Raw genomic sequence first — 16,674 nt, forward strand, 5'->3', positions numbered from 1 at the left:
CGTACCGACGATCTCTGAGAGTTGCACGATCAGAAGCGTCCGCCGACTCCGATCCTTCCCGAGCTCTGCGATCCGCCGAACGAACCCGGGCTGCGTCCGCCGCTGCTGAAACCGCCACCGCCGAAACCTCCGCCGCCGCGCATCGAGCCGCGCAGGAAGCTGTCGACGAGGACGCCGGCGAGGACGGCACCGGTTGTCGACCCGCCCGACGACCCTCGCGGGGCCTGACTCGACGACCATTGCGCGACATCACCCTGGGCGGCCATCAGCGCGTCGTCGGCGAGGCTGCCCGCACGCCGGGCGGTGTCGATGGCTGTGATCGGGTCGGTACCGGCGTCGGCGTTCGCGACGGCCAGCAGGCGCTGCGATTCGGACAGCCGGGTCCGGGCGGTGGCCTGCACCGCGCCGCGCCGGGTGCCGATGAAGTCTGCGGCCGCGTCCACCTTGGCCGACGCCGATGCCAGTGACGAGTTGAGCAGTTCGGTGCGGCGGGTGCGTTCGGCGGCGGCCGATCGGGCGGTGGCCAGGGCATCGTCGAGGTCGGCGTCGGCGTCGACGAGTGCGGTGAAGGTGCCGAGCGGATCGGCGGCGAAGTCGTTTTCGGCGCGGCCGAGGGCGTCGCGGGCGATCGACGCGGCGGCGGCCAGCTCGGGGCCCCCGTCGGCGATCAGCGCGTCGGCCTCGGTGAGTTCGTCGCGCACCTCCTCGATCAGTGCGGGCATCCGGACGCGCGCGACCCGCAGGTTCTCCTCGGCGCGGTCGATGGCGTCGAGAAGTGTCGATGCCTGCGTGATCGCACCTTCGGCGGAACGGATCGCGGCCACCGCCTGCCCCTGTTCGCCGACGGGGAGTTCGAGTGCTTCGCGGCCCTGGTCGCCACTGGATTCGGCGAAGGTGATCTGCTGCTCGGCCAGGTCCGGGTTGTCGGCGATCGACGCGAGCGTGGCCGCACCGTGTTTGCCGATCAGCTCGTCGAGTTTGGAGCGCGCGCCAGGCAGCCGGGTGCGCAGGGCGACCAGTTCTTGCGTGAGTTCGGCGAGCCGGGTGTCGGCGTTGATGAGGAGGTTGCGCATCGCGTCGAACTCCTCGACCTGCGCGTCGAGATCATTGTCGACGTCGGTGCAGGTGGTGATGATCTGGACCAGCATCGACCGGCGTTCGGAGTCGGTTTCGGGGATGTCGTCGTCGAGACGCTGACGCAGCGCGAACGATGCCGCGACCCCCTTCTTGGCGGCTTCCAGCGCGCGGGTGAACGGTTCGGTCTCGGCGACCCCGAACTCGCTGACCGCCAGCTGCAGTTCCTCCTCGCTGGTGCGGATGGCGTTGTCGGTGTCGGTGAGCACCTCGCGCGACCACGGGTCGAGGACGTCGAGCGGCTGCGACGCCAGCTGGCCGCCGGTCAATTCCTGCTCGCGGACGGTGTCGAGGCAGTCGTCGATTCGCTTGCGTCGCTGCCTGCGCGAGTACAGCAGCGCGCCGCCGCCGAGCACTGCCACGCCACCGACGACGCCGGCGATCGTCCCGGCATTCGAGCTGTGGTCGGTCCCGGCCAGTCCGTCGACGGCACCCATACCGGCGCCCAACCACTCGTCCTTGCGCAGCGCGGGCACGATCTTGTCGCTCGCGATGGACTTGAGGTCGTCGCGGGTGATGTCGTCGATCGCCTCGGGCGAGTCGAAGTAGTACGACCGGGACCCGGTGGCCACGGCCAGCAGCACATCCCGGAAACCGAGATCACTGCTGATGATGGTCTGCTGCGCCCACTTTTCGGCGGTCAGGTCGTCGAAGGTGCTGACGTAGGCCACCCACAGGGTGACGTCGTGGTCTTCCTGCAGTTTGTCGATCGCGTTCTGAAGCTGTTCGGCCTGCGCGGTGTTGAGCACGTCCGCCGGGTCGTACACCTGGTTGGGCAGCCGTGACGGCGGTTCGGCCTGAGCGGGGCCGGCCAGCAGCATGGCGAGCGCCGAGACGACTGCGACCACGAACGCGAGTGTGGTCAGGCCCAGAGCGGTCACACGGAGGACGGGAGAACGCATGCCTTAAACAGTAGTGGTCGTCGGCGCGAACGTACGACAGGTCGCAGGTCCCGGGACCGTGTTTCACCCCCTCCAGCGGCACAGCGCCTCAAGTGCGGAGAGATCGTAGTCGGGACCACCGATGCCGATGGTGATCACCGACAGGCCCAGTTCTGCCAGCTCCTGCGCCTGCCGGACCGCGTCGTCGGCGGACGCCCCGTGCTTGATCGCTGCCGAGTGTTCGATGTTCGCGGGGTCGCGGCCGACGTCGGCGCAGTGGGCCGCGAGAATCTCGGCCTTGCGCGGGTAGGAGTCCTTGTCGGCGAAGCTGTGCCACAGGTCGGCGTGCCCGGCCACATGTCGCAGTGTCTTCTTCTCACCGCCACCGCCGATCAGGATCGGGATGTCGCGGGTGGGTGCCGGGTTCAGCTTCGCCAGCCGCGCGTCGATGCGGGGCAGCGCCGCACCCAGGTCGTTCAGCCGCGATCCGGCGGTACCGAACTCGTAGCCGTACTCGTCGTAGTCCCGCTGAAACCAGCCCGACCCGATGCCCAGGATCAGCCGGCCGCCGCTGATGTGATCGACGGTGCGGGCCATGTCGGCGACCAGTTCCGGGTTGCGGTACGAGTTGCAGGTCACCAGCGCGCCGATCTCGATCCGCGACGTCTGTTCGGCCCACGCGCCGAGCATCGTCCAGCATTCGAAGTGCGCACCGTCCCGACCGCCGTACAGCGGATAGAAGTGATCCCAGTTGAACGCGATGTCGGCGCCCAGATCCTCGGCGCGGCGCACCGCATCCCGGATCAGCGCATAGTCGGGCGCGTGTTGCGGCTGCAGTTGCACGCCGATGCGGACAGGAAACCCACGAGACTCAAGTGTCATGCGTCCAGTCCTAGCACCAACGGGCCCCCTTCGTTGCTTGAGGTGTGGTCCGGTATCCCTACTTGATCCCTGAGGGCGAAGCGAGGGACGAGCGAGCGTCTCGAAGGGTCCGGCGACCCGAGGCACATGGCGAAACCACCACCTTCGATCCACCCCGGAGTATCAAGGGATGGTGACACTTCCATCCACCCCGACAGCACCCTCCCTCGACGACCTGCGCCGCCGCACCAGCGAGAAATGGAGCACCTACCCCGACGACGTCCTCCCGCTGTTCGTCGCCGAAATGGACTTCACCATCGCCGATGTGGTCGCCGACGCCATCACCAGGCAGGTGCGCACCTCCGACATCGGGTACGCGGGCAGCCCCGGCCGGGTGGGCGAGGTGTTCTCGGGATTCGCGCAACGCCGCTGGGCCTGGCGACCCGACCCGGCCGGGGTGCGCCTGACCACCGACGTCAGCGTCGTCATCGTCGAGGCATTGCGGGTGCTGATCGAACCGGGTGACACGGTGATCATCAACCCACCCGTCTATCCACCGTTCTTCGACATGATCCCCGAGGCGGGTGGCCGGGTCGTCGACGCACCCCTGACCCGCGACGACCCCGGCTACCGCCTCGACCTCGACGGCATCGGGCAGGCTTTCGCCGACGGTGCGAAGGCATTGCTGCTGTGCAGCCCGCACAATCCGGTCGGCCGCGTGCACACCGCCGACGAACTGTCCCGCATCGCCGACCTGGCCGCCCAGTACGGCGCGTTCGTGATCAGCGACGAGATCCACGCCCCACTCGTCCACGATCCGGGTACGTTCACCCCGTTCCTGTCGGTGAGTGACGCCGCCCGTGAGGTGGGTGTCGCCGCGCATTCGGCGAGTAAGGGTTTCAACATCGCGGGCGCCAAGTGCGCGCTCACCGTCTCGGCGAGCGACCGCATCGGCACCCTTCTCGACCGCCAACCCGAGGAGGTCGGTTTCCGCACCAGCATCTTCGGCAGGGCCGCCACCGAAGCCGCCTTCGAATACGGCGACCCCTGGCTGAACTACGCCCTCGAGCTCATCAAGGCCAATCTGACACTCCTGGAAACCGAACTGGCCCAAAAGATTCCCTCCGTCACGATGCGACGCCCCGCCGCGTCGTACCTGGCCTGGCTCGACTTCCGATCCACCGGCCTCGGCGACAACCCGGGCGTGCCGATCCTCGAACACGGCCGCGTCGCCCTGCACTACGGTCCCGCATTCGGCACGCAGGGAACGGGTTTCGCCCGCCTCAACGCTGCCTGCTCCCCGGAGGTCCTCGCCGAGGCCATCGACCGCATAGCCGGCGTCGTCGATGCCACTGGGTGAGTGATGAGGTGGTGACGTCATGCGCTAGCCTCGCCTGACCCTTCGCGACCCTCGCTCCTACGTCGCTTCGGCCTCAGGGATCAAGATGTCTGGTCGCGTCTGTTGCTTGATTGATGAGGCCGTCGTGGTGGATGTCGTTTTGGTGCGGCAACCTTCTTGATCCCCGAGGGTGATGCGACACTCATACGATGCGGCAACCTTCTTGATCCCTGAGGGCGATGCGACACTCATGCGACGCGGCAACCTTCTTGATCCCTGAGGGTGATGCGGCACTCATGCGACGCGGCAACCTTCTTGATCCCTGAGGGCGATGCGACGAAGGAGCGAGCGTCTCGAAGGGTCCGGTGACCTGGCCACATGACGTAACCATATGCGAACATATGTTCTATGACCGGAATCCCCGCGGCGACGATCCTGCATGCTGACCTCGACTCGTTCTATGCGTCGGTGGAACAGCGCGACAACCCGGTATTGCGGGGCAGGCCGGTGATTGTCGGGGGCGGGGTGGTGCTCGCGGCCAGCTACGAGGCCAAGGCGTTCGGCGTCCGCACACCGATGCCCGGCCACGAGGCCCGCGCACTTTGCCCGCGCGCTGTCGTCGTCCGGCCCAGGTTTGAGGCGTATTCCGAGGCAAGCAAAGCCGTGTTCGAGATCTTCCGCGACACCACTCCGATCGTCGAGGGCATCTCCGTCGATGAGGCATTTCTCGACGTCAGCGGCCTGCGCATGATCGCCGGCGACCCCGAGGATATCGCCCGCAGGCTGCGCGAGCGGGTCCGCGACGAGGTCGGGTTGCCGATCTCGGTCGGCGGTGCACGGTCCAAGTTCCTGGCGAAGGTGGCCAGTGCGGCCTGCAAACCCGACGGCCTGCGGATCGTCGCCCCCGGCACCGAACTCGCGTTCCTGCATCCGCTGCCGGTACGCCGACTGTGGGGCGTCGGCGCGGTCACCGAACGCAGACTCGCCGACGCCGGGATATCGACAGTCGGTGATCTTGCGGCACTGGGCGAATCGCGACTGTGCTCATTGCTCGGGAGGGGAGCGGGCCGGCATCTGTTCGCGTTGTCGATGGGCGTCGATCCACGTCGCGTCGAGGTGGGCAGGCGTCGTGGGTCGATCGGTGCCCAACGCGCGCTGGGCCGGCGTCCGAAAACCCGGGCCGATCTCGACACCACGGTCATCGCGATCGTCGACGGTCTCGGCAAACGTCTCCGCAAGGCCGAAAGACTCTGCCGCACAGTGGTGTTACGAATCAGGTTCGACGATTTCAGCCGCGCCACCCGATCCCGCACCCTATGGGAACCGACCGACCGCACCGACGTCATCATGTCGACCGCCCGAACCCTGCTCGACGACGCGGCCGGGCTGCTCACCGACCGCGGCTGCACGCTCGTCGGTGTCTCCCTGACCAACCTCGACGACACCGACGCCGTCCAACTCACCCTCCCTTTCGACGCCGATCACGGTGCCGAACTCGACACCACGATGGACAGCCTGCGCGAACGCTTCGGCCGCGACGCCGTCACCCGCGCGGTGCTGGTGGGCCATCACCACGGCGCCGACGCCCCCATGCTCCCCGACTGACCGATCACCCCAATTCTGCTGGTCAAGGTGGGACGGACCTCTGGGCTCCGATGACTGCGGATCAACCGATTTGGCGACATCTCAATTCGCGCTGGTTGATGTGCGACGAGCCCCAGGGCGAGGAGCCTCGAAACCTGGCGAGACGACAATGTCCGCACCCGTCGTCATTCCTAGAGACGCACATCACATTATGGTGATTGCATGACTGTGCAAGACGACGCCATCACCCCCGATCTGATCCCGTCCCAGGTGCCGACACACTGGTACAACCTGGCCGCCGAACTCGATGAGCCGATCCCGCCGCACCTGCATCCGGGCACCAAAGAACCGGTCGGTCCCGACGACCTGGCCGCGCTGTTCCCGGCCGGTCTGATCGCGCAGGAGGTCTCGCCCGATCCGTACATCGAGATCCCGGAGCCGGTGCGGGAGATCTACAAGATGTGGCGGCCATCGCCGTTGATCCGGGCGCGCAGGTTCGAGGGGTCCCTCAACACCAAGGCGCGGATCTACGTCAAGTACGAGGGCGTGAGCCCGGTCGGCAGCCACAAGACCAATTCTGCTGTGGCACAGGCCTACTACAACAGCATCGACGGCGTGAAGCGACTTACCACCGAGACCGGCGCCGGACAGTGGGGCAGTGCGCTGGCATTCGCCGGTGCCCAATTCGGCATCGACATCGAGGTGTGGCAGGTGCGGGCCTCGTACGACTCGAAGCCCTACCGCGGCTTCCTGATCCGCACCTACGGCGGCACTCTGCACCCGAGCCCGTCGGATCTGACCGAGTCGGGCCGGGCGATGCTCGCCAAGGACCCGAACACCACCGGCAGCCTGGGGATGGCGGTCAGTGAGGCCGTTGAGGTGGCCGCGCAGAACCCCGACACCCGCTACGCGCTGGGCTCTGTGCTCAATCATGTTGTGCTGCACCAGAGTGTGATCGGCCAGGAGGCCGTGGTGCAGCTCGCGCAGGTGGAGGCCGGCGCCGACGTCGTGTTCGGTTGTGCCGGTGGCGGTTCCAACCTGGCCGGGCTGTCGTTCCCGTTCCTGCGGGAGAAGCTCCATGGCCGCGGCAACGCGAAGATCGTGGCCGCCGAACCCTCGGCATGCCCGTCGATCACCGAGGGCGAATACCGCTACGACCACGGCGACGTCGCCGGCCTCACCCCGCTGCTCAAGATGCACACGCTCGGAATGGATTTCGTGCCCGACCCGATCCACGCCGGCGGCCTGCGCTACCACGGCATGGCACCCGCCCTCAGCCACACCGTCGAACTCGGCCTGGTACAGGGTGTCGCGATCACCCAGCACGACGCGTTCAGCGCCGGTGTGCAGTTCGCCCGTACCCAGGGCATCGTCCCCGCCCCGGAGTCGACCCACGCCATCGCCGCCTGCGCAAGACACGTCGCCAACAGCGACAAAGAAGAGGTGGTAGTGATCGGCCTCTCCGGCCACGGTCAACTCGACTTACCCGCCTACGCCGAATTCCTGGACGGCAAGTTCTGATCGAGTCGGCTAGGACACCGTTGCCGACGCGGCCAGACATCTTGATCGGCGACGGTGAATGTTCCCGTCAACACAGCGGCCCGCGCAGTGTTGCCGACGCGGCCAGACATCTTGACGAGTGGGAGCGCGAACGGTGACCGCACCACCACTCCGCCGCGCAGTGTTGCCGACGCGGCCAGACATCTTGATCCCTGAGGCCGAAGCGAGGTACGAGCGAGGGTCACGAAGGGTCCGGCGAGACGAGCACATGACCCAATCACCTCGGACGTCCTACTCGAGCAGCTTCTTCTGCACCTTGCCCATCGCGTTGCGCGGCAACGCATCGATATACCGGATCTCCCTGGGCCGCTTGTGATGTGACAGCTGCGACGCGACCAGGTCGATGAGCACGGACTCCTCGACCCTGTCCCCGACAACATACGCGACGATCCGCTGCCCGAGGTCATCGTCCGGAACCCCGATCACGGCCACCTCGCGCACCGAATCATGCCCGAGGAGAACGGTTTCGATCTCCCCGGCCCCGATGCGGAAGCCTCCGGATTTGATGAGGTCGGTGGATCGCCGCCCGACGATCCGGTGCATCCCGGAACCGTCGATCACCGCGACGTCGCCGGTGGCGAACCACCCGTCCCCGATCCACGATTCGGCGGTCGCCTCCGGCCGGTTCAGATACCGAGTACCGACCATTGGCCCCCGCACCAGCAGATCCCCGACGGATTCACCGTCGTGCGGAACGTCGGATTCCCCTTCCCGCAACCGCGTTTCGACACCGGTCAGCGGCAACCCCACCCAGCCGGGCCGTCGTTCACCGTCGGAGCGGGTGCTGACGGTGATGAGTGTTTCGGTCATACCGTAGCGTTCGACTATCTGGTGTCCGGTCAGCGACCGGATAGCGTCGAAGGTGGGTACCGGAAGCGGCGCGCTCCCCGAGATCAGCAACCGGGACGACGACAACGCCTGTGCCGCAGCGGTATCGGCGGCCACCCGCGACCATACCGTCGGCACCCCGAAGAACATCGTCGCACCGCGAGCGGCGGCACCGGCGTATAGAGAAGGCGTGGGGGAACCGGTGTGGATCACCGAGCTGCCCCGGCGCAGCGGCCCCAGGATCCCGAGGATCAGCCCGTGCACATGGAACAACGGAAGACCTTGTGCCAGAACATCATCGGTAGTCCACTGCCAGGCATCGGCGAGGGCGTCGAGTCCGGCGGCGATGGCGCGCCGGGTGATCGGTACGCCCTTGGGTAGTCCCGTCGTTCCCGAGGTGTACAGGATGAACGCGGCGTGATCGGCGGGCGGCTCGGGATGCCGATGCCACGACTTGGCGTACCGCCGTACCGGAACCACCGGCAAGGTGGCACCGTCGGGCGCCGTCCCGAGCCACCCCTGCGCGCCGGAGTCGGAGAGGATGTGCCCGATCTCCCGAGGCCCCGAATCCGGCGGCACCGGCACCACGGTGACCCCGGCTATCAGCCCCCCGAGCACCGCCAGCACCGTCTCGCTCGTCGGCCGCGCCAGCACCGCAACAACCCGAGCTCCGGCGATCCGTTCGGCGACGGCCGTCGCCACCCCGACGAGGTCCTCCCGCGACAGACTGTCGTCGCCGATGCGCAGGGCGTCGGCGGCGTCGGGTGCGGCGGGGTTCAGATACGGCAACAGCATGGTCTTCACTGTGCCACGCCCGGCGCAGCCGCCTGTGTCGTGCTCGCAAAACTCTGGGGAAACGGTCAAGAAGGCATGACCAGTGAATTAGTACGACCTCTGTATACGACGACACGGGCGGGCCTCGCGCACGCTATCGAGACTACCAACCGCGCGATACGCGATGTCCCGGCATACGCGGATTACCTTCGTGCGCAAGGTAATACCACCACCATGGTCGGTGGATCGGCCGAGTTCGAGGCCCTCCCGGCCACGACCAAGGCCGATTACCTGCGCGGCTACGAGGTGCAGGATCTGATGTGGCATGGCGATATCGCCGGATGCGGCACATGGTCGTCCACGTCCGGTTCGTCGGGTGTGCCGACGTTCGTCCCGCGTGACGAGGTCGCGCTCGACGATGCCGTCGATGCCCACGAACGGATTCTCCGCGACGGCTTCGGCGCCGATACCCGAACGACGCTCGTCATCGTGTGCTTTGCGATGGGCACCTGGATAGGCGGGACCTATACCTACCAGGCGATGCTGGGTCTGCGTGAGCGTGGGTACCGGCTGTCGATGGTCACCCCCGGCCTCCCGGTCGATATGGCGGTGCACACCTTGTCCGCCCTCGGACCGCGCTACGACCACGTGGTGCTGGCCGGTTATCCGCCGTCGATCAAGGATGTCCTCGATAAGGCACCCGAGAGTGCGCTTGATCAGGACATCAAGATCCTGTTGGCGGGGGAGGCGATCACCGAATCGTGGCGCGATCACGTGCTGAACCGGATCGGGCATCCCGGCGATCCCGGTCGGGTATGCCTGATTTACGGTACCGCCGAGGCGGGTGTGATGGGACATGAGACTGCGCTGACCACCGACATCCGCCGCCGTGCCGCCACCGACGCGGTGTTGAGCCTGGAACTGTTCGGGGGCAACCAGACTCGGCAGCCGACATTCGTCCGGTATGACCCGGAGCGGCGGTACGCCGAGGTCGATGACGACGGTTTCCTGCTGTTCACCCTCGATTCGTCGATCCCGATGATCCGCTACCGCATCAACGATCAGGGTGCGGTGTTCTCGGGCGCGGCCCTGCGAAGCATCGTGAATGGTTGCGGCCATGGGGATCTGGTTGATCGGATCGATCCCGCGGACGGCTTCCTGGTCCTCGCCGGGCGACCCGATGTCGTCGCGCAGTTCTACAGCCTCAACATCTATGCCGGTGACCTGCAGGAGGCGTTCGACGCCGACGAAGTGATCGACCACGTCACCGGCCGGTTCGTCATCGACCGGAAATTCGATGGCGATTTCAACCAGACTCTGACAATCTCAGTCGAAGTCGCGGAATCGGGAAAGGAAACCAGCGCCCTGAAAGAAGCGCTGGTCGGACGCTGCCTGGACGCACTCATCGCCAACAACTCTGAATTCCGGACGTTGCATGGCCAATACGGCGATCGCACCACCCCCCGAATCGACTTCCACGTTCATGGAACCGGTCCCTTCGTTCCGGGCGCACCCAAGAACGCGCATGTCCGCCCGGCCGTCTGATCAACCACAACCAAAGGAGCACAACATGATCGAGATCCTGCACCCCGTCGACGACCGCGACCGCATCGCCGAACTCGCCGACCAGTACGACGTCGTCGACGCATGGAACATCGCCCGCGAAGAACTCGTCGAACTGTTCCGGCTCGATCCCATCCGCGGATATCCCGGCACCGGCGACGCGGACCTGATCACCCGGTACATCGTGTACCCGTGGCGACAGGCGATGGTGCGTCTGCCCGATGCGGAGACGTTCTACCGGCTGCGCACCGCACGCAACCGCTACCTGATCACCGACGCCGAGCAGCGCCGCTGGTCGGGTGCGGTGGTCGCGGTCGCGGGGCTGAGCGTCGGGGCGTCGATCCTGCACGCGTGCGCGATGACCGGCGCGCGGACTCTACGGATCGCCGACCCCGACACCCTGGGCCTGACGAACCTGAACCGGCTCGCCGGCTCGGTGTGCGACCTGGGCAAGTCCAAGGCCGAGCTCGCCCGACGACGGATTCTGGAGGCCGACCCGTACACCGACGTCACCGTCTTCGGCGACGGGTACACCGCCGAGAATGCCCGCGCATTCCTCGGCGGACGCGGAACCCAGCCCGCCGACATCGTGCTGGAGGAGGTCGACGATCTGGCGACCAAGGTCGAGATCCGCCGCCACGCCAGGGCTTTGGGAGTTCCGGTGGTAATGGTCACCGACGACGGCGACAACGTCATCGTCGACGTCGAACGCTACGACCTGGACCCCGGCTACCCGCTGTTCCACGGCAACGCCGGGGACGTGACGGACCTGGACCCCGAGGCGCTGCGCGATCCGGCTCAGCGGGTGCGGATCGCCGGGGCCATCGTCGGCGACGACATCAGCCCCCGGATGACGGTCGCGCTCGGCCAGGTGGGCAAGACGATCCCGTCGTGGCCGCAACTGGGCAGCGCCTCCACGCTGGCCGGAGCCGTCGGCGCGGTGACCGCCCGGCGCATCGTCTGCGGCGCCGACGTCCCGTCGGGCCGCCATCGCATCCGGATCGATGACATCTAATCCAGACGACATCTAATCCAGATGCGGCTCAAGCACATCGGAGTGGTCGTGCCGCCGGCACCAGCTGACGATGTACCGCGCGTGCAGCCCGCACCAGCGGTATACCGACGGCTGGGTCAGCGGCAGCCGCTCGTCGTGTTCGTTGCGTGCGCGCATGAGCGGGCCGATGTAGTTGGTGGCGACCTTGTTGGCGGTGTTGATCGACACCTTGGTGACCGCGGCGAGGGTGGCGTTGTCGGCGGCGTTGCCTGACGCGATGGCCCCGGCCATCCGTGCGGCGGTGATGCCTTTGCGTCCCTGGAACTGGGTGAACAGCGACGGCCGACTGCTTCCGGTGACGGGGGCCCGCATTGGTTGCCCGAGCGCCACGGTCTGCATCGCGGTGGCCAGCGCCTGGAAGCCGTCGGCCTTGGCGACCACCCCGGCCACGTCGTTGCGGAGCCGGGCCTCGGCGAGGTGGTCTTCTTCCATCGAATGTCCTTGCGTGGCAAGCAGGACCGGTGCCGTCCGGTTGGCTTTTCGGAGCCCGTCGATGACGTCGAGGCCGTCGAACGTCCACTCCAGGTCGGCGCGGTTGAAGATGAGGTCGGCCGCCACGACGTCGAAGCGGACCTGTGCGTCGATGGCACGTTTGAACTCGGCCCGGTCCCGCGCGACGGTGATGGTCGCGTCGGCGAACTTGGCGTTCAGCGGAGCGGCGATGACGTCACCGAGGGGCGAGGCGATGAGGATGCGCATTCCCGAAGGCATATGCGTGATTATGCCTGAACAGTGTCGACTTGTGCGCGATAAGGGGTGCAACTCACTAGAACATCCCATCCTACGCGTGATTCGCACCCAAAGCTGTCGTCCAGAGTGCTGAACACCCGCTCCGAACAGATGAATCTGGAACAGCAGGAACAGCGGAACGACGCAGCGGCCGACGGGTGGGGCCAGCTGTGGCGACAACCGAACCGGAGCAGTCCCTTGACGGAGGAGCCGAACATGACCGCAGACATCAACGACGCCCTTGAGATCGCCGTCAACCCGCTACCCTCAGGACACGAGGTGGCGGTGGTCGCCGAACACGACCTGGCCGACGCCGCGTACGTCGCCCTGATCAGGGGTTTCGGACACGACTGCGCCTCGGTCGACCTCGACGAGTATCCCGCGGGCGCGATGCTGCTGCCCGGAACCAGGGCGGTCGTCGCGCGCAGTGCACGCGGCCTTGTCCGTGCGCGGGCCGCCGCTCCCGACGCACTTCTGGTCGGAATCGGGATCGCCGACGGCGCTGCGGGATCGAACGCCCTGATCCTTCCCGATGTCGCCGAGTCGGCACCACGGCTGCGTGCCGTCCTCGACTCCGGACGACAGGCGCCGACCCCGAAAAAGGGCAGGGTTCATCTCAGCGAACGGGAACTGGGAGTGCTGTCGACGTATGTGCTGGGGTCGACGGTCTACGAGACGGCCCGGCGGCACTACATCTCCGAGAGCACCGTCCGCACCCATTTCCGCCGCGTCGTCACCAGGTACAGCAACGCGGGCCGCGCGGTGAACAACAAGTCACAACTGCTCATCGAACTGATCGCCGACGGCTGGCTCGACGGCGACCAATTCAATCGCTGACAACACGGGGGGCGGGCAGCTTCCACAGCGCATCATGGGCGCGGCACAAGCGTCCGCTGTTACGGCATCGTCGGCAGGTGAGAAGCCCGGCGATGCTGTAACTGCCGGCGTGACCACCGCAATCCGGGCACGGAACCAGTGGCTCCGAGCACCGTTCGCACGCGTACATCGTTGTCCTCACCATCCCCATATCCGACCCGCTGGCGTGTGGTGCTCACGGTAGCCCGGCCAGGGGCGCCGGCACATCGTCCATTAAGGCGAATCTCAGGTGAATCTCATCGTGTTGCGGTGGGGAAACGGATATGCGGATGTAGCTATTTCACGGGACAAGGAGAACACCGAGATGACTGTGGCCACCGATCCGACCGACAGCAGCACCGGAACTACCAAGGACGCACCCGATTCGTTGATCCCGCTCGATGTTCTGCTGCGTCAACGGCTACCCGGCGCATTCAGCGACAACGACGTAGTCGAGATCGCGAGACTGGCCTACGAAGAACTTGAGCTTCGAGTGGGAACGCGCCTGTCCGAAAGCCTCACCGACGTACAGCTGGCAGAATTCGAGGCGCTCATCGACAGCGAAGACCACGAAGGCGCCCAACACTTCCTGGATACCCAGGTGCCGGGCTACAAGGACGTCGTTCGGCAGGAGTGCGACAAGGTGGTCGACGAGGTGGTCGCGCGGATCTTGAAAGGGTAGCCGGCGACCTCGTGCGGAGTCCGGTTACCAGAGCCGGACTTCGGGGCTGGCGGCGAGGACGTCGGCAAGCAGGGGATCGAGTCGGCCGGCCAGCTCGCGTTGGGGTCCGAGCAGCAACGTATTCGATGCGGCGATGAGCGCCGGCGGCGGGTTCATCGGGAGTGCGGCTGTGCTCAGCAGTCTCGCGGCCGCACTCAGCGTCTCCGCGGATTCATCGTCGTCAGGGGTTTCGAACCGCGGGGAACCGGATTCTGAATTATCGAATGGTGCAAGGGAATTCATGGAATCATCGGCGTGGCCGTTGTGTACGCCGGCGTTGATGCCGGATTCGATGAGATCGGCCACCAGATCGGGTCGCCCGAACTTGTGGGCCATATCGAAGGCGGTGGCCAGGCGGTCGGCGAATGTCGCTGTCCACTCTGCACGGCGCCTGCTGTCGGCGAACTGAAATCGTTGATAGTCGATTGCGATCACGGACGACACCGCAGTGTCGAGGGCTTCGGCGACCAGTTCGTCCTGCCGCGCCGGGTTCATGCCTGCTTCGGTCAGTAGGCGTTTGACTCTGTTCCACGAGAGATTGGGTATCTGATGGTGCATTCCAGCCTGGGCCAGGCCGTCGGCAGCGTGCTCGAATGCCAAATCGGAGGCTACAAAATCATTCTGGGAAAAATAGAAGATCGCGAGATTGTAGTCGCACACGGCCGCCTTGTCCGGTCGGCCGATGTCGGAAAACTCCTGTCGCACCTGGAGGAGCGTCGAAATGCCACTCGCCAGATCACCCGACATGGCGCGTGCGAAGGCGAGCGCCATGGTTGTGTCACGGACATCGTCGATGGCGCCGATAGCGGTGAAACCCTCGACAGCATCGGTCAATTCGCTGACTGCCTCGCTGAATCGGCAGGATTCGACATTCAGTGCACCCAACGACGCCGTGCAAAGGATGGACACGCGAGACGTTGCGGGAAGAGCGGATCGCACGGCGCGAAACTCGGACTCGGCCATCTCTCGGCGTCCGGCGCGCCGGTACAGATTTGCGAGATTGATTCGCGGGCCCAGAGCTTCGTCGGGAAGGCCGAGATCCTCGTACTCGGCGATCGCCATGAGCAAAGCCTGTTCGGCGATCTCGTAGTCGCCGGTGTGCGTCGCCATGCCTCCCACGTTGTTGCTCGCCTCGGCGTGCAGACGGCGTTCACCATGCTCGTCCCATTCGTCACAACTGATCGTGAACGCCTGCTGAGCGGTGTGGTAGTCGCCGACACTCTCCGCGATGAATCCGATGGTTAGCATGCAGCGTGTCGCCATCACGGTGTCGACCTGCTGATATGCCTCGCGGGCGGCCAGATACTCGTCGATCACGTCATCGTAGGGCGCGACCTGGAACATGTGGTCGGCAAGTTCGACATGTGCCGCACCGGCCGCGGCCAGATCGCCGCGTTCGGCCGCCGCTGTGGCGATCTCGTCGAGCTCGCAGGCCCGCCGGTCCCATTCCCGGAACTCGGCGTCGTCATCGTCGTCAGTCATCACCTGAGCGTAGTCGTATTCGGCGGTGGGGAAACGGTCAAAGATATGCGACCGCAAGAGGCGGCCGCCTGAGCAAGAGAAGGAGTGACGCCATGACGCGACACAATCCGCGTGCGGGCCGGTCGTCGGCTCGCCGCACCGTCGGCAGGAGGGTGCTGGTGGCGATGCTGGGCGTGGTGCTCGGCATCGTCGGGCTGGCCGGGGTCAGTTCTCCCGCCCACGCGAACGGCACGGTCGACGCATTCGTCAATCGGTGGAATGGCAGCTACGCCGACTACGACGGTGCCTACGGCGCGCAGTGTGTCGACCTGTTCAATTATTACAACCGGGACGTCGTCAAGGCGCCCAGGATCGCTGTCAATTACGCGGCACAGCTGTTTGGTGCCGCGCCGTCCAGCCACTACGAGAAGCTCTCACCGGGCGTCACGCCACGCAAAGGTGATGTGGCGGTGTGGGGTACGAGCTGGCCGTACACCAGCGCCGGGCATGTCGCCATCGTGCTCGGCGATCAGGGCGGCAACATCTCGGTGCTGTCGCAGAATCCCGGTGCCGCCAAGATCATGTCGATCACCAAAGCTCACCTGAGCGGGTATCTGCGGCCGCGCAATCTCGGACCGTCGGGAGCCAATCCCGTCGGAAACATCGACGAGGTGTCGGTACCGGGAACCGGCCGGGTACGCGTGCGGGGCTGGGCATTCGACTCGGACAACTCAGGAGCGTCGATCGACGTCCACGTCTACGTCGGTGGTCCGGCCGGTTCAGCAGGTGCACAGGGCTATCCGCTTCGCGCGCAGGGGTCGCGTCCCGACGTGAACAATGTGCACCGGATCGGCGGCAACCACGGATTCGACGCGGTTCTCAACACCGGCAAGGTCGGTTCGACGCAGGTCTGCCTGTACGCGATCAATATCGGTGGCGGCGGCAACGTGCACCTCGGTTGCCGCACGGTCACCATCAGCAGTCCGCAGCCCGGTGGCGTTGTCGACGAAGTGACCGCGCTCGGCGGTGGCAAGGTGCGGGTGCGCGGGTGGACCTACGACCCCGACGACAGCTCGGCCTCGCTGACGGTGCACGTCTACATCGGCCCGCAGCCCGGACAGCCCGGATCCTGGGCTCTGGTCTTCCCGGCGAATGTGAGCCGTCCGGATGTGAACCGCGCGTTCGGGATCGGTGGTCAGCACGGTTTCGACCGGGTGCTGACGACCTCGGCGCGCGGCCCGCAGACGGTGTGCGCTTACGCGATCAACATCGGCAACGGCAACCACAACCCGCAGGTCGGGTGCAAGACGGTGACCGTGAGGTAGTGGCG

Annotated in this window: 13 protein-coding genes; 8 read left to right on the top strand and 5 right to left on the bottom strand. The window is 66.2% G+C overall.

The window, feature by feature from the left end:
* Window positions 1–29: 29 nt before the first annotated feature.
* Window positions 30–2,036, bottom strand: coding sequence for a TPM domain-containing protein (locus Q0627_RS07195; RefSeq protein WP_291013678.1), 2,007 nt, complete (start codon window positions 2,034–2,036; stop codon window positions 30–32).
* 63 nt (window positions 2,037–2,099) lie between these two features.
* The gene (locus Q0627_RS07200; protein ID WP_291013676.1) at window positions 2,100–2,897 is read right to left on the bottom strand and encodes an LLM class F420-dependent oxidoreductase; all 798 of its coding nucleotides are present in this window, start codon (window positions 2,895–2,897) and stop codon (window positions 2,100–2,102) included.
* A gap of 169 nt (window positions 2,898–3,066) precedes the next feature.
* On the opposite strand from Q0627_RS07200, the gene Q0627_RS07205 reads away from it, so the two are divergent.
* The 3 genes from Q0627_RS07205 to Q0627_RS07215 all read left to right on the top strand — a co-directional run bounded on the left by Q0627_RS07205 (window position 3,067) and on the right by Q0627_RS07215 (window position 7,320).
* A complete protein-coding gene (locus Q0627_RS07205) occupies window positions 3,067–4,236 on the top strand; it encodes a MalY/PatB family protein (RefSeq protein ID WP_298808742.1) in 1,170 nt (389 codons plus the stop codon).
* Window positions 4,237–4,623: 387 nt separating this feature from the next.
* On the top strand, window positions 4,624–5,820 hold the full coding sequence (gene dinB / locus Q0627_RS07210) for a DNA polymerase IV (protein ID WP_291013670.1): 1,197 nt from the start codon (window positions 4,624–4,626) through the stop codon (window positions 5,818–5,820).
* Window positions 5,821–6,021: 201 nt separating this feature from the next.
* The gene (locus Q0627_RS07215) at window positions 6,022–7,320 is read left to right on the top strand and encodes a TrpB-like pyridoxal phosphate-dependent enzyme (RefSeq protein WP_291013668.1); all 1,299 of its coding nucleotides are present in this window, start codon (window positions 6,022–6,024) and stop codon (window positions 7,318–7,320) included.
* A 270-nt stretch (window positions 7,321–7,590) separates the two neighbouring features.
* Here Q0627_RS07215 and Q0627_RS07220 read toward each other — a convergent pair whose 3' ends face one another.
* The gene (locus Q0627_RS07220; protein ID WP_291013665.1) at window positions 7,591–8,982 is read right to left on the bottom strand and encodes an acyl-CoA synthetase; all 1,392 of its coding nucleotides are present in this window, start codon (window positions 8,980–8,982) and stop codon (window positions 7,591–7,593) included.
* A 213-nt stretch (window positions 8,983–9,195) separates the two neighbouring features.
* On the opposite strand from Q0627_RS07220, the gene Q0627_RS07225 reads away from it, so the two are divergent.
* Entirely contained in the window at window positions 9,196–10,506 is a 1,311-nt protein-coding gene (locus tag Q0627_RS07225; RefSeq protein ID WP_291013662.1) for a hypothetical protein, read from the top strand.
* Window positions 10,507–10,531: 25 nt separating this feature from the next.
* Window positions 10,532–11,539 (top strand): ThiF family adenylyltransferase, encoded by a 1,008-nt coding sequence (locus Q0627_RS07230; protein WP_291013661.1) that lies wholly within the window; start codon window positions 10,532–10,534, stop codon window positions 11,537–11,539.
* 12 nt (window positions 11,540–11,551) lie between these two features.
* On the opposite strand, the gene Q0627_RS07235 is transcribed toward Q0627_RS07230, so the two are convergent.
* Window positions 11,552–12,289 (bottom strand): response regulator, encoded by a 738-nt coding sequence (locus Q0627_RS07235; RefSeq protein ID WP_291013659.1) that lies wholly within the window; start codon window positions 12,287–12,289, stop codon window positions 11,552–11,554.
* A gap of 234 nt (window positions 12,290–12,523) precedes the next feature.
* On the opposite strand from Q0627_RS07235, the gene Q0627_RS07240 reads away from it, so the two are divergent.
* Together Q0627_RS07240 and Q0627_RS07245 are read left to right on the top strand one after the other, a co-directional pair.
* Complete coding sequence (locus Q0627_RS07240; protein ID WP_291013657.1) at window positions 12,524–13,144, top strand: LuxR C-terminal-related transcriptional regulator; 621 nt, start codon at window positions 12,524–12,526, stop codon at window positions 13,142–13,144.
* A 343-nt stretch (window positions 13,145–13,487) separates the two neighbouring features.
* Window positions 13,488–13,844 (top strand): DUF5663 domain-containing protein, encoded by a 357-nt coding sequence (locus Q0627_RS07245; RefSeq protein WP_291013655.1) that lies wholly within the window; start codon window positions 13,488–13,490, stop codon window positions 13,842–13,844.
* Between the two features lie 24 nt (window positions 13,845–13,868).
* On the opposite strand, the gene Q0627_RS07250 is transcribed toward Q0627_RS07245, so the two are convergent.
* Window positions 13,869–15,365 (bottom strand): tetratricopeptide repeat protein, encoded by a 1,497-nt coding sequence (locus tag Q0627_RS07250; protein WP_291013653.1) that lies wholly within the window; start codon window positions 15,363–15,365, stop codon window positions 13,869–13,871.
* Between the two features lie 92 nt (window positions 15,366–15,457).
* On the opposite strand from Q0627_RS07250, the gene Q0627_RS07255 reads away from it, so the two are divergent.
* Window positions 15,458–16,669, top strand: a complete 1,212-nt coding sequence (locus Q0627_RS07255) for a CHAP domain-containing protein (protein ID WP_291013651.1) — start codon at window positions 15,458–15,460, stop codon at window positions 16,667–16,669.
* Window positions 16,670–16,674 lie beyond the last annotated feature (5 nt).

The organism is uncultured Gordonia sp., assembly GCF_937858515.1.
Lineage (GTDB): Bacteria > Actinomycetota > Actinomycetes > Mycobacteriales > Mycobacteriaceae > Gordonia.

What these genes read in the sequence shown, in the direction of transcription:
- Q0627_RS07235 (WP_291013659.1), bottom strand. Translation starts at nt 12,289, where the DNA reads ATGCCTTCGGGAATGCGCATCCTCATCGCCTCGCCCCTCGGTGACGTC.
- Q0627_RS07195 (WP_291013678.1), bottom strand. Translation starts at nt 2,036, where the DNA reads ATGCGTTCTCCCGTCCTCCGTGTGACCGCTCTGGGCCTGACCACACTC.
- Q0627_RS07200 (WP_291013676.1), bottom strand. Translation starts at nt 2,897, where the DNA reads ATGACACTTGAGTCTCGTGGGTTTCCTGTCCGCATCGGCGTGCAACTG.
- Q0627_RS07230 (WP_291013661.1), top strand. Translation starts at nt 10,532, where the DNA reads ATGATCGAGATCCTGCACCCCGTCGACGACCGCGACCGCATCGCCGAA.
- Q0627_RS07215 (WP_291013668.1), top strand. Translation starts at nt 6,022, where the DNA reads ATGACTGTGCAAGACGACGCCATCACCCCCGATCTGATCCCGTCCCAG.
- Q0627_RS07240 (WP_291013657.1), top strand. Translation starts at nt 12,524, where the DNA reads ATGACCGCAGACATCAACGACGCCCTTGAGATCGCCGTCAACCCGCTA.
- Q0627_RS07220 (WP_291013665.1), bottom strand. Translation starts at nt 8,982, where the DNA reads ATGCTGTTGCCGTATCTGAACCCCGCCGCACCCGACGCCGCCGACGCC.
- Q0627_RS07255 (WP_291013651.1), top strand. Translation starts at nt 15,458, where the DNA reads ATGACGCGACACAATCCGCGTGCGGGCCGGTCGTCGGCTCGCCGCACC.
- dinB (WP_291013670.1), top strand. Translation starts at nt 4,624, where the DNA reads ATGACCGGAATCCCCGCGGCGACGATCCTGCATGCTGACCTCGACTCG.
- Q0627_RS07225 (WP_291013662.1), top strand. Translation starts at nt 9,196, where the DNA reads ATGGTCGGTGGATCGGCCGAGTTCGAGGCCCTCCCGGCCACGACCAAG.
- Q0627_RS07205 (WP_298808742.1), top strand. Translation starts at nt 3,067, where the DNA reads ATGGTGACACTTCCATCCACCCCGACAGCACCCTCCCTCGACGACCTG.
- Q0627_RS07245 (WP_291013655.1), top strand. Translation starts at nt 13,488, where the DNA reads ATGACTGTGGCCACCGATCCGACCGACAGCAGCACCGGAACTACCAAG.
- Q0627_RS07250 (WP_291013653.1), bottom strand. Translation starts at nt 15,365, where the DNA reads ATGACTGACGACGATGACGACGCCGAGTTCCGGGAATGGGACCGGCGG.